Source organism: Mycobacterium sp. (assembly GCF_004298145.1).
Lineage (GTDB): Bacteria > Actinomycetota > Actinomycetes > Mycobacteriales > Mycobacteriaceae > Mycobacterium.
Map to the genome: position 1 here is coordinate 127359 of NZ_SCRH01000033.1, position 12434 is coordinate 139792.

General features: G+C 65.0%; 12 protein-coding genes. 3 read left to right on the forward strand and 9 right to left on the reverse strand.

What is annotated here, in order from left to right:
- Positions 1 to 35: 35 nt before the first annotated feature.
- From EPN51_RS13095 to EPN51_RS13130, 8 genes are read right to left on the reverse strand one after another with little or no spacing between them, the layout of a single operon-like run.
- The gene (locus tag EPN51_RS13095; RefSeq protein ID WP_293043002.1) at positions 36 to 1286 is read right to left on the reverse strand and encodes an MlaD family protein; all 1251 of its coding nucleotides are present in this window, start codon (positions 1284 to 1286) and stop codon (positions 36 to 38) included.
- Positions 1283 to 2515 (reverse strand): MlaD family protein, encoded by a 1233-nt coding sequence (locus EPN51_RS13100; RefSeq protein ID WP_293043256.1) that lies wholly within the window; start codon positions 2513 to 2515, stop codon positions 1283 to 1285. Before EPN51_RS13100 ends, EPN51_RS13095 begins: the two co-directional genes overlap by 4 nt.
- Positions 2516 to 2517: 2 nt before the next feature.
- A complete protein-coding gene (locus EPN51_RS13105) occupies positions 2518 to 3630 on the reverse strand; it encodes an MCE family protein (protein ID WP_293043005.1) in 1113 nt (370 codons plus the stop codon).
- Entirely contained in the window at positions 3627 to 4670 is a 1044-nt protein-coding gene (locus EPN51_RS13110; protein WP_293043008.1) for an MlaD family protein, read from the reverse strand. Before EPN51_RS13110 ends, EPN51_RS13105 begins: the two co-directional genes overlap by 4 nt.
- A complete protein-coding gene (locus tag EPN51_RS13115) occupies positions 4663 to 5742 on the reverse strand; it encodes an MCE family protein (protein WP_293043011.1) in 1080 nt (359 codons plus the stop codon). The genes EPN51_RS13110 and EPN51_RS13115 overlap by 8 nt, the downstream gene beginning before the upstream one ends.
- Positions 5739 to 7304: an MCE family protein gene (locus EPN51_RS13120; protein ID WP_293043014.1), complete on the reverse strand. Its 1566-nt coding sequence runs from the start codon at positions 7302 to 7304 to the stop codon at positions 5739 to 5741. The genes EPN51_RS13115 and EPN51_RS13120 overlap by 4 nt, the downstream gene beginning before the upstream one ends.
- The gene (locus tag EPN51_RS13125; protein WP_293043016.1) at positions 7305 to 8162 is read right to left on the reverse strand and encodes an ABC transporter permease; all 858 of its coding nucleotides are present in this window, start codon (positions 8160 to 8162) and stop codon (positions 7305 to 7307) included.
- Between the two features lies 1 nt (position 8163).
- Positions 8164 to 9033 (reverse strand): ABC transporter permease, encoded by an 870-nt coding sequence (locus EPN51_RS13130; RefSeq protein ID WP_293043019.1) that lies wholly within the window; start codon positions 9031 to 9033, stop codon positions 8164 to 8166.
- A gap of 313 nt (positions 9034 to 9346) precedes the next feature.
- Between EPN51_RS13130 and EPN51_RS13135 the strand changes: the two genes are divergently transcribed.
- The 3 genes from EPN51_RS13135 (at position 9347) to EPN51_RS13145 (ending at position 11711) form a co-directional block, all read left to right on the forward strand.
- On the forward strand, positions 9347 to 9967 hold the full coding sequence (locus EPN51_RS13135; RefSeq protein WP_293043259.1) for a hypothetical protein: 621 nt from the start codon (positions 9347 to 9349) through the stop codon (positions 9965 to 9967).
- The gene (locus tag EPN51_RS13140; protein ID WP_293043022.1) at positions 9958 to 10635 is read left to right on the forward strand and encodes an Mce protein; all 678 of its coding nucleotides are present in this window, start codon (positions 9958 to 9960) and stop codon (positions 10633 to 10635) included. Before EPN51_RS13135 ends, EPN51_RS13140 begins: the two co-directional genes overlap by 10 nt.
- Positions 10636 to 10955: 320 nt before the next feature.
- Positions 10956 to 11711: an alpha/beta hydrolase gene (locus tag EPN51_RS13145; protein ID WP_293043262.1), complete on the forward strand. Its 756-nt coding sequence runs from the start codon at positions 10956 to 10958 to the stop codon at positions 11709 to 11711.
- Between the two features lie 8 nt (positions 11712 to 11719).
- Here EPN51_RS13145 and EPN51_RS13150 read toward each other — a convergent pair whose 3' ends face one another.
- The gene (locus tag EPN51_RS13150; RefSeq protein ID WP_293043025.1) at positions 11720 to 12397 is read right to left on the reverse strand and encodes a Crp/Fnr family transcriptional regulator; all 678 of its coding nucleotides are present in this window, start codon (positions 12395 to 12397) and stop codon (positions 11720 to 11722) included.
- Positions 12398 to 12434: the final 37 nt, after the last annotated feature.

Here is a 12434-nt window from a genome sequence, read left to right on the forward strand (position 1 = left end):
TGCTGTCTCCTCGCGGTCGTGGGCTGTCGGTGGGCTCAGTGGGGTGGCTCTATCGGCAGAGCCGGACCGCCGTACGGCGTTGGAATGGTGAAGCGCCCCTTCGGTGTTGGATCGGCGGTCTGACCGAGGTCGGCACCCGTGGGGGGCCCCGCCGTGTCGTCGCCGCCCGGCCGGGGCGCATTCTTCGCACCGCGGATCAACACCTGAGGGTCATCGTCTCGGCAGTAGGTGTACAGGAACGGTTCGGGGTAATCCGCGGATGACGACGGCCGCCGCGGGGTGCCGTAATCACACGTGTAGCGCGGGTAGATATCGGCGGTCGCCCACAGCCCGTGCTCGTGCATGGTGGTCATCAGGGCTTCGAGTGTGGAACCGCGATAGTTCGGGAAGACCGCGTTCAAGGCCGGGACCCGGACGTAGATGATCCGCGCGGTGGTCACCAGGTTGGCCAGCAGCCCGACCATGGTGTCGGAGTTGTCGTCGAACAGGTTGTCCACAGAGGACATCGCGTGCGGGGTCTGATCGGCGAATGTGCGATAGCCGCGGTCCATTTTGTTCACACCGGTCATGAGGTCGCCGAGATTGCGCGACGTCGCCGCCAGTCCGGCGTTGACGTCGGAGAGCGTGGTCAGGACCACCCGGCTGGTCTTGAGCATGCTGACCGTCTGCGGCAGCACCGGGTCCATTGTCGAGAGCAGGAAGGTAGAGCCGTCGATGATGTCGGTGAGCTTTCGCGGGCCCTCTTCGCTCAAACTCAGTTCCCGCTTGACGATTTCGAGCTTCTTCGGGTCGGTCTGGGCGAGCATCCCGTCCGCGTCGGCGAGGACCTGGGACAGCGGGATGGGGGTCGTGGTGTGCTGTGGTCCGATCACGCTGCCGTTCGACAGGAACGGTCCGGCGTTGGACGCCGGCTCGAAATCGATGTACTGCTCGCCCGCGGGAGAGAGACCGGACACCCGCACCGGACTCGCGGCGGGAATCTTGGCATGCGCGTTGATATTCGCGATCACTTCGACCCCGGTGGGTGTGGGTCGCAGCGATTGGATTCGCCCGACCCGGATCCCGCGGACGGACACGTCCTGGTTGGCCAGCAGCCCGCCGGATTCGGGCAGCCGGATCCTGACCTGGTAGGTCGAGTCCAGCGGGTTGATACGCAGGGCGCCGATCGCCAGGTAGGCCACCCCGACCACGAGGGTGAGCGCCAGGGCGATGCCGGACAGCCACGCGCGCTGTCGGTGACCGGCTTTGACCGCGCCGACGATGAATCGGGCAAGGGTGTCGATCACCGCGGTGGCTCCGGGCCGAGGGGATCCGGTGGCGCCTCCCCGGCGGGGGCCGGCGGCAGCGGCGGCCCGACCGGCGTCCACGGACTTTGGCCCATCGGCGTTTGCGGGCCGCGCCCCACGACGCGTTCCTGCAGGCGCCATAACACGTACTTGATCGAGCCGATCATGTCGTTCCAGTCACGGCGCATCGGTCCGTGAAACGCCGGGTCGCCCTTGAAGCCCCCGGTCTCCGCCCCGGTGCCCGGCCGCGATCCCATGACCAGCCGGTCGAAGCTTCCGCGTACCGAGATAGCGTCGCTGGGGGTGGTTTTCACGAAGGGCGGGATCAGCCGGTTCAGGCCGGCGAGGCTGGTATCGGGGCTCAACACGACATCGTTCCATGCGGCGGCGATGGTGTTGGCGTCCTTGATGACGCTGCGGCCGGTGTTGTCCGTGCCGGCGATGGACGGGAACTTGGAAAGCTGGCGGGTCGTGGCGCCGAGTTCCTCGACGACGTCCGCGATGTCATCGGCGTTGCCGGACAGCACATTCGTTGCCGGGCCCACGGCCCGCAGAACATCGGTGATCGCTTGGTTTTTCGCATCCAGCCGATCGGCCAGGCCCGCCGTCTCGGTCACCGCCGCGTCGATCTGCTCCGAGCGGCTGTTGAGCTTGCCCAACAGGAGGTTGGTCCGGTTGATCAGGTCACCGAACGCGCGTCCCTGGTCGCCGGTCGCCTTACCGGCACCGTTGACGATATTGGTGAAGTCGCGGACCGCGCCGCCGTTGACGAGCAGGGCCGCCGAGCTGAGCACACTCTCGACGGTGGCGGCGCCGCGGGTGGCCGGCAGCCCGATCGTTTCACCGCCCTTGAGCAGTGGCACATTCGGGTCCCTCGGGTTCGGCGGCTTGATGGCGACGAAGACGTCGCCCAGGGGCGTCGCGGACCTTAGCTCCGCGGTGCTGCCGACGGGGACACGGACACCGTCCATGATGCGCAGGGTGGTCATCGCGGTGTAGTTGCGCGCGACCATCGATTCGAGTTGCCCGACATCGGCGCCGGCGAGTTTGACCTTCGCGTGGGCGGGCAGGTTCAGGGCGTTGGAGAACACCGCGTTGAGCAGATACCCCCCGCCGCCGATTCCCGGCGCCGGCAGCGGCAGGCTGGCCAGCCCGTTGCTGGCGCAGCCCGAACTGACCATGACCGCGCTCAGCGCCGCCGCCACGGCCTTTCGCCTACCCCGGTCCAGCACTACTGCCCCATCGCCGAAAGTCCGTCGAGAATGTAGGTCAGGCCGAAGTCGGGGCCGTAATCCTGCAGTGTCCCCGTGCTGCAGCCTAATTGACGTAGATGCATCAGGTTGCACAGTTCCTTGGCCGACTGGCTGTCGGTGAGTGCCTTGTCGAGCAGACCGTGCACACGGATCGCGCCGTTGTTCTGATCGACGGTGTTATAGAGGTTTTCCAGTGTCAGCGGCAGCACGTCGAGCATCTCGGCCACGTTGCGCTGATCATCGACGAGCGTCTTGGCGACGGTGTCGCCGTTGCGGACGGCCTGTTTGAGGTTGTCTCGATTGTTCTCGATCAGCGTGGTGATTTCCTCGAGAATCCGGTTGACGGTGCGTCCGGTGGCGCCCGTACCGAGCTTCTCGTCGGCCAGTATCTGGCTGAGCTGGCGTGTGGTGGAACCGAACTGGCGCACCTTGGTGTCGTTGCGTGCGGCGGCCTCGGTGATCGAGCTGAGGTCGGTGACGATGGTGGCCAACTGCTCGCGGGTGGTCATGCCCCGCTCGGAGCTGAGTCGCAGCGCTTTGGAAAGCTCGTCGAGAGCGGCCAGGATTTTCGTGCCGTTCCCATCGGTGATGGCGACCGCCGCGTTGCTCAGGTCGGCGACCGGTCCGCCGCCTTTCCCGTCGCCCTTGAGCGATTTGGAGACCTTGTCGAGCATGTCGAGTACGCGGTCGAACGCCACGGGGGTTTTCGTTCTGGTCAGCCCGATGGTGTCGTGGTTCTTGAGCACCGGGCCGCTGCGGTAAGGCGGGGTCAGTTCAACCTGCCGGTCGGTGAGGATGGAGGTGGTGATGGTGACCGCGCGGGCCGCGGCGGGGATCTTGACCTTTTTGTCCACCGTCAGCTCGGCCTCCACGTAACTGCCCTTGGGCGTGACCTTGCTGACCTTCCCCACCGGCATGCCGAGCACCGCGACGACGTTGCCTTCGTAAAGTCCGGCGGCGCTGTCGAATTGAGCGACCACCGTCATCGTGTCGAGGCGGGACTTGACATAGTGGCCGACCACGCCGATGGCGACGGCGGCCGCTGCCGCCGCGGTGGCCGCGGCGATGGCCTTGCGCCTACCGGAAATCATTTGCAGTCCTTGAAGTACTGGATCATCTTGAATTCCTTCGCGCGGCCACTGATGGCGCACATCCACGAATCGATGGCGAGCCCGTTGGGCAGGTTGAATTCCACGACCGGCCCGTAGCCGGTGGCGTTGGTCAAGCCGCGCAGCGTCACCGGTGCGACCTGCAGGAGATTGCGCACCAGGTCGTCGTGCCGGCCGATCATGTTCGTCAGGTGGTGCAGGTTGGCGAACAATTCGTCAAGCATTGGCCGGTTGGTGACGACGACCTTGTCGAGCTGGTCGACGAGCTCGGTCAACGCCGCGAACATGGCGTGGAAGGTTGCCTGACGTGCCACCAGGTGGCCCAGCAGGTCCTGACCTTGGTCCATCAGATGTCCGATGTTGGTCTGCTGGCTGCGTAGCGTATTGACCACTCGCTGTGTGCTTTTCAGCAGCGTACCGAGCTGTCCTCGGCGATCCGCGGTGATCGTCGACAGCGTCTGCAGATTCGCGACGGCCTGAGGAATCAGCGGCGGCACCCCGCCGAGTTGCTTGCCCAGCACGGCGAGTGAGTGCGCGAACTGGTCGGAGTCGACCTGCTCGAATGTGGTGGTGGCGTCTTCGAGCAGCGACTGCAGGTCGTAGGGCACCGCGGTGTGGGCCAGCGTGATCGTCTTGGCCGGAAGGGAACCCGGGCCGTCGGGCGCCAGCTCCAGATAGCGCGACCCGAGAATGGTCATCACCTTGATGACCGCTCGGGTGTCCTTACCGATCGGGATGTTGTCTCGCACGCTCAATCCGGCTTCGACGTGATCGCCGTCGAGTTTCATGCTGGTGACGTGCCCGACCTCGATGCCGGCGATCGTGATGGGGTTTCCGGGCCGCAGGGTGGCGGCTTGCAGGAATTCGGCTGCGTAGTGGGTGTATCCGACACCGAGAAGCTTGATTCCCAGCGACACCGCGACGAGAACCGCGACCACCGCGAGCCCGGCCAGTCCGAGCCACGTCCGGTTGTACGACTCGAGCGGACGCCGCCACCACCGGACCCTCAGTGAGTCAGCCATTGGCCATGTTCCTGCATCGCGGGGTGTGCCACCCGAGGTTCTTCGCGGTGATCGGATAGGCATTGCCCGGGGTGGCCGCATTGACGATGAACGTGGTGATGTCGTTGAGTCCGGGGAAGAAACCCGTCGCGTTCAGGTCGCACGCGTAGGCGTTGCCGTAGGAACCCTCACCGACGGCCCGCGCAAAACCCTTGAGCAACAGGGGCAGGTTGTCACCGGTGAACGCCAGCTGGGGTTCGATCCCCGCCATGTGCTTGCTGAATCCCGGCTCCCGGGTGATCAGTTCGTTCAACGCCGGGTCGACCTCGTCGGCGATCGCCGCGAGGCGGCGGGTCACCCGGGCGATCGAGCCCACCGAGTCCTGCAACGACGGGCGTCGGTCATCGAAATCGGCGATCGCGGCGCGGGTTTGATCGAGCGCATGGTCGAGGTCGTCGTCCTGGCGTGCGACGGTGTCGGTGACCTTGGTCAGGTTGCTGATGAGGTCGCCCAACGACTGATCGCGCGCCGACAGCGTCCGGGTGATCGTCGAAGTCTGCTGCACCAGTAGCGGAATGGAGGCCTGATCCCCTTGCAACGACTGCAGGACACCCTTGGTCAGGTCATCGGCCTCTTTGGGATTGAGCAAGGTGAACAGGGGCTCGAACCCGTTGAGCAGCTTTCCGACATCGAAGGAGGGCTCCGTCTGCTGCACCGGTATCACGCTTCCCGCCGAAAGCGGGCCCCTGCCGCCGGTTTCGCCGAGTGATAACCCCAAATACCGCTGGCCGATGATGTTTTGGTAGGTCACCGATGCGACGGTGTTGCCATACAGGCGCTGATCGTTCTCGACGATGAACGACACTTTCGCCAGTTTTCCCGTGAGTTCGATGTTTTCGACGCGGCCCACCCGCACGCCGGCCATGCGGACGTCATCGCCGATCCGTAATCCGTACACGTCGGTGAACATCGCCGCGTACGAGGTGGTCGGCCCGGCCACGTCACGCCCCAGGGTGGCGTACACCATCCAGGTCACGGCGATGGCCATCGCCATGAACAGCGACAGCCCGATCAGTGGTCGGCGCAGCTTCATTTCGGTTCACCCGCCGCGGGCGGTGGCTGCTGCGGCTTGAGTGAGACCGCGGCACCACGCGCCACCGGGCCCAGGAGCAGCTGCGTCGCCACCGACGCCGGGCGGCCTTGGCCGGTGATCGCGCCGAGCTGGTCGCGTTCGTGTTGGCTACCCACGGAGCCGACGTTGCCGCCGTAGGCCGATGGCGCGGCCGCGCCGGGTGGGGCCGAGCTCGGCGGCGGGGGTCCCGGCGCCGGAGGCGGCGCGTCGTCGGGATCGGCGGTCCCCGGCACTCGGGGCGTCGGCCCGATCCGCCAAGGCCACCACGGCAGCGGCGGATTGGGGTCTTCCAGGCTGGGGTTGGGATTGAACAGCGGCGGACCCACCGCCGCGAGATTGCCGCCGGGCCCGATCTGGGTGCCCGGGGGCGGCGCCAGATCCGCGGGCGGGTGGTAGTTCTGCGGTAGCAATACCTCGGGTAGGTCCGGCCGGACCGCGATCGTCGGGGCCGTGAAGCAACTCGGTCCCTGCAACTGGCCGTAGCGCGGGCAGTCGGCCCGAGTATAGGTGTAGCTCGGTGTCAACGAGAGATTGACGCGCATGTTTCCGGTGTCCATTTCCGGATCCCAGACCTCTTCAAAGAACCTGTCGGACAGCCGGTTCAGTCTGGTGAAGATAGGCACGAACTTGTCACTGTTCAGGGCGAATACGCCGAGGGCAGGCGTGAGGTTCTGAGTCATTTCGATCAGCTGGTCGGTGTGATTGTCGAACGCTTGCCGGTTCACACCGAAGGTGTGGTGCGAGCCGGTGACCAGCGACCGGAACTGCTCGCGCTTTTCGGCCAGAGTTTGCATCGGTCTGACCGCGTCATGCAGGACGTCGACAAGGTCGGGCGCTGTGGACTGCAGGCCGCGAGTGGCATCCAGCAGCGCCGAGACCGTGGATGGGCCGGGATCGGTGGTCACGATGGCGTTGAGCTCATCAAGCACCCGGGTCAGCTGCGCACCCGCGGTGAGCAGTGCGCCACGCCGGTTCTTGGTGGCGGCGGCGACGGCGGCCAGGATTCCGACGCTGTGGTCTTCGCGACCGCGGCCGGTCGCGGCGAGGATGTCGCGCAGCTTACTGATCGTGGTCTGGAAGATCACCGTCGAAAGCTGAAGGTCTTCCGGGATGCGGGTCCCGTTGCGGATGCTCTGACTTGGGCTGCCGTCGACGAGTTGTACCGAGGAGACCGCGAACACGTTGCTGGGCACCACACGCGCGGTCACCGCACCCGGGATTTCCTCGGCGTACTCGGGTTTGAGGTTGATGTGCACGTAGTTGGGCTTGCCGTAGGCCGCCGGGACGACATTGTCGACGGCGCCGACGAGCAGCCCGTGATATTTGACATCGGACCGCGCCGGCAGCCCGTCCCCTACATTTGTCAGCTCTGCGATCACGCGGACGTAGTCGTTGAGCCGTCCGGTGGACTTCAACAGCAGGCTTCCCGTGATCAGGCCCGCGATCAGCAGCACCGCCACCCCGAGGGCCAGCAGTTGTTGGTCGGTGGGCCCCCGCCCGTCGAAGTCTAGCGAATTCGCCATTCAGCCACCGAATCTCGCGCCGGCGTCGATGCTCCACAGCGCCATGGTGAGCAACATGTTGACCATGATCACGACGGTGATGCTCGCCCGCATGGCATGCCCGGCCGCGACGCCCACGCCCTCGGGCCCGCCGGCGGCGTAGAACCCGTAGTAGCACTGCACGGTGGATGAAAGCCACACGAAGACAACGCACTTGAGGACCGAATACGCGATGTCTTTGGCGCTCAGCATCATGGTGAAGTAGTGCAGATACGGGCCGATCGATCCACCGCTGATGACGTTGGCGACCACCTGGCAGGTGAGGTAGGTGACCGCGAGACAGGCTATGTAGAGCGGGATGACGGCGATGACGGAGGCCATCAGCCTGGTCGTGACCAGGAACGGGATCGGGCGTATCGCCAGGGATTCCAGGGCGTCGATCTCTTCGGCGATGCGCATGGCGCCGAGCTGCGCGGTGAACCGGCAGCCCGCCTGCATCGCGAAGGCCAGGGAAGCCATAATTGGTGCCAGTTCGCGGGTGTTGACCAGCGACGAGATGATGCCGGTCGCGGGGCCCAATCCCAGCAGGTTGAGAAAGTTGTATCCCTCCACGGCCACCAGTGCGCCCGCGGTGAAGCCGAGCACCACGGCGACGCCGGCGGTGCCGCCACCCACCACGATCGAGCCGTTGCCCCAGGCGATGTTCGACAGCAACCGCACGAATTCCGTCCGGTATTGACGCAGCACGCTCGGCACCGCGAGCACGGCCCGCGCGAAGAAGACCAGCATGTGCCCCAGCCGCATGGTGGGCGCGGCCGCGGCGCGGTACGCGCCGAGGATCGGTCGTGCCAGTCCGGGGACGTATGCGGAGGCCGTCATTTCACAGTCCCGTCCGGGGGAACAGCGTGTTGTACAACTGACTGATCCCGACGTTGACGATCATCAGCACCAAAATCGACTCCACCACCGCCGCGTTCACCGAATTGGCCACACCCGCCGGGCCGCCCTTCGTGAAAAGCCCTTTCTGGCAGGCGATTACCGCGACGATGGCCCCATAGATCACCGCCTTGAGCAGCGCGACGATCATGTCCTCCGTGGTGGCGAACGACGAAAATGTCGCCACGAAACTTCCCGGTGCGCCCCGCTGGAAGTAGACATTGAACAGATAGCTGGCCAAAAAGCCGACGAAACAGGTGATTCCGGTCAGGGCGACTCCGACCATGATGGCCGCGGCGAACCGAGGAACGACCAGACGGCGGATCACCGAGACCCCCATGACCTCCATCGCGTCGGTTTCCTCGCGCATGGTCCGCGAACCGAGATCAGCGGTGATGGCGGACCCGACGGCCGAAGCCATCAGCACCGCGGCCACCAGCGAGGCGGCCTGACGGATGACGGCGAGCCCACTGGCGGCGCCGGCGAGTGAGGTCGCACCGACCTGGTTGGCCAGCAGGGCGAACTGGATGGACAGGGTCACGCCGATCGGCAGCGCCACCAAGACGGTGGGCAGCACCGCGGTTGCTGCCATGAACGCGCCCTGCCGCACGAACTCGGCCCATTGAAAGCGGCCGGCGAACAGGTCGACCATGCAGTACTCGAGTGTGCGGACCGCAAGGATGTACTGCTCGCCGAGGGTGCTCAGTGAGGCAAGGGGGTGCCGTGCGACGTAACCCGCGGACCACTCCCCAATAGTGGCCACGCTGTCGGATGCCCGGTCGTCATTGAGCGAGCGGTCGTCCTGGGCGGTCATCGCCGGATACGCCCCAGTGCCACCACGCGCTGGTGTCCGTGTTCGTCGGTGAACCTTCGCCGTGCCCCCACGGGCGATTATGTTAACGGCTACTCAGGTTCTGTGGAAGATGTTGCTTTGCACTTTGTGCATAGCCGGCGTCCGATTTGCCGACCCGACGACGTAATGACCCGTGGTCACTTGGCATTCGTCCCTGATAACGACCCCTTGACGCGCCGGGGACTTCGCGAGAAGATCCCCTTTCGAGGCGTCGATGTTAATCGTTGTTTATCGCCATATCGGATGGCTCGGTATTCGGTGGCCGCGGGTTATCGTGTTCCTGGGGAAGGCGCGGATGGTTCTGACGGGGTTGCGACGGGCGGCTAGCGGCATCGCGTGTGCGCTCGCCACCACCGTCGTGCTGTCCGACCACGCCTCCGCCGATCCGGGTCAGCCTCCCCCACCGTCACCGGTGTTCGCGCCGGCGCCGAGCGATTGGTCACCGAACTTCGACATCTGGCCGTACAACACGTTCACCTCTCGGGTGACACCCGAGATGGTCGGCGGAATGTCCGACTCCTGCCAATGGTTCAAGTCCCAATTCGACCCATTGATGGGCCAGATCAACGACTTCAACCGCTACCTCGGTGACCACCATGACGACTACGCGACCGGTGGGGTGCAGCGGAACGCCAAAGCTGTTGTCACCGATATCGATCGCTCGACGGCCTTTCTGGGCCCGCGGGTCAAGCCGCTGATCATCACCAATCAACCCGACAACTTCGGACCGTATTCCCCGATATACGGCGGGGACTCGATGACCCACTTGACATTTCAGTTATCGCGGATCAGCGACAGCATCAAGAGAAAGGATCCGTCGGGAGTCACCCATGCGAATATCGTCTCGGCCACCGGCTGGGCGGACGCGTTGCGTGACTCCGGCGCATGCAACTGATGAATCATCGCCCATCGCTACCAACAGTCGGCAACCCACGGACGTGGTTGGTGAGTCGCTTCCGTATTGCCGCAGAAGGCACAGAAACGGACGGCGGCGCCACAGAAGCGGTGCAGCCCGACGAGGTCGACGACCACCACGAGGACTCCCTCGACGGGGCCAATGACCGGCGGCCGAGCGGACGAAAGGGCCGCCGACTCAACGTCGCTCGTTGGGCCGCGGCCGGAACCTTGGCGGTCGTACTCGCGGGCGCCGGATATGAGGGCTGGCTGCTATTCCAGCATCACCAGAAGGATGTTGCCTCGGCGCAGGCACTGGATGCGGCAAAGAAATACATCCTCGCGCTGACCAGCGTGGACACCAACGCCATTGACCAGAACTTCGCCGAGGTTCTCGACGGCTCGACCGGCGAGTTCAAAGACATGTACACCAAATCCAGTGCGCAGCTGCGCCAAACGCTCATCGACAACAAGGCGGCGGCGCATGGCAGCGTGGTCGACGCGGCCGTCCAGTCGGCGACCGAGGACAAGGTGGACGTTGTGCTGTTCGTCGACCAGTCGGTGAGCAATGGGGCCGCGCCCGCACCTCAGCTGGACCGTAGCAGGGTCAAGATGACCATGGAAAGAGTCGACGGCCGGTGGCTGGCCAGCAAGGTCGAGCTCCCGTGAACTGATGCGCCGGCGGTTTATTCAGGCGCACCTAGCCCGTTGGGCCACCCGATAGAAGTTTCCCCCGAGCACCGCCTGGACGTCGCGGCTATTCGAACATCCTTCCGGAATCGTTCCGCTGCAGTTAAAATGCTACGTCGGCGTGGCTGACCTGTATTGCGAATAGGGAGGGTCAAAAACTGTTTTCCCGTTCGCGCCAGACGGCGGTTACCCCGGCTTGGTTCACTGCCGCACTCGATCAACAGCCCGAGCTGGGTGACGTTGAAGTCGACGGCTGCCGCATACACCTACGTACCTGGGGCGCCGTGGACCAACCACCGGTGGTGCTGGTCCACGGCGGCGGAGCACACTCCGGTTGGTGGGACCACATCGCGCCCTTCTTTTCCCGTACCCACCGGGTGATCGCACTGGATTTGTCCGGTCATGGCGACAGTGGCTCACGTGCCGGTTACGACCTGCGGATCTGGGCAAGCGAAGTGATGGCCGCTGCAGCGGCCGCCGGACCCGCTGGGCGGCCGACCATCGTCGGCCACAGTATGGGCGGTTGGGTCGCGTCCACGGCGGCGATGCACTACAGCCAGCAGATCAACAGCATGCTGGTGATCGACTCGCCGTTGTGGGAGCGTGTGCCGGAGGAAAAGCGCCTACGCCGGCACAAACACACCGAATACCGGACGAGAGACGAGATCCTGGCCCGCTTTACGGCCGTGCCGTCGCAAGAATTGATCCTCCCCTACGTCCGACAGCACATCGCGGCAGAGTCGGTGCGCAAGACCAACACGGGGTGGGTTTGGAAATTCGACCCGGCGATTTTCGGCGGCGAGTTTTTCGAGGCAACACCCGCCGATGAGGAGTCGTTGGAGAGCATGCTCGCTGCAATGCGTTGCCGTGTGGGCTATTTGCGTTGCGAGGCCGGACTGGTGCTGCCGGCGATGGCCGAACGGATTCGCTCCCTCCTGCAGCTGAGAGGTCCCTTTGTTGAGCTGGCCGAAGCCGGTCATCATCCGATGCTGGACCAACCGCTCCCGCTGGTCGCGACGTTGCGCACCCTGCTGGAATTCTGGTCGATCACCTAAGTTGGACGTCAGGCCCGTGCGCGGCGGGCCAGTTTCGCGGGCTGGTCGATGATCAGGGCCTTACCCTGCTGCCGGATCCAGCCGCGTTGGGTGAAGTCCGATAGCGCCTTATTGACCGTTTCGCGCGAGGAACCGACGAGTTGAGCGAGCTCCTTCTGGGTGAGGTGGTGCTCGACGCGCACCGGCCCACCGTTGTTGGTTCCGAATCGCATTGCCAGATCAAGGATTTGCTTGGCCACTCGGGCGGGCACATCGGTAAAGATCAAGTCGCACAGGGTATTGTTGGTGTGCCGGAGTCGACGCGCCAGCACCCGCAGCAGCTGCTCCGCGATTTCGGGTCGTTCGACCATCCAGGTCCGCAGGGCGTGGCGGTCCATCCTGACCGCTTGCACTTCGGTCAGCGTGATCACCGTCGAGGTTCTGGGGCCCGGATCGAAGAGTGCGAGTTCACCGAACACGTCGCCGGGGCCCAGCACCGCGAAGACGGTTTCACGACCGTCCGCTGTCTGGTGACGGATCTTCACCGCCCCCGCCAAGATCACGAAGAGGTCGTCGCCCACGTCGCCTTCAACGAAGACGGTGCGCCTGCGCGGGAACGATACGTGCTGTAGGTGGCGAGCCAACGCGGCGACCGCATCAGGTGCAATACCCTGGAAGATGCCGGCTCGCGCCAAAATGTCGTCCACGCCGCCCCTTTCAACGCGTTCTGCACGGCGTCTGCGC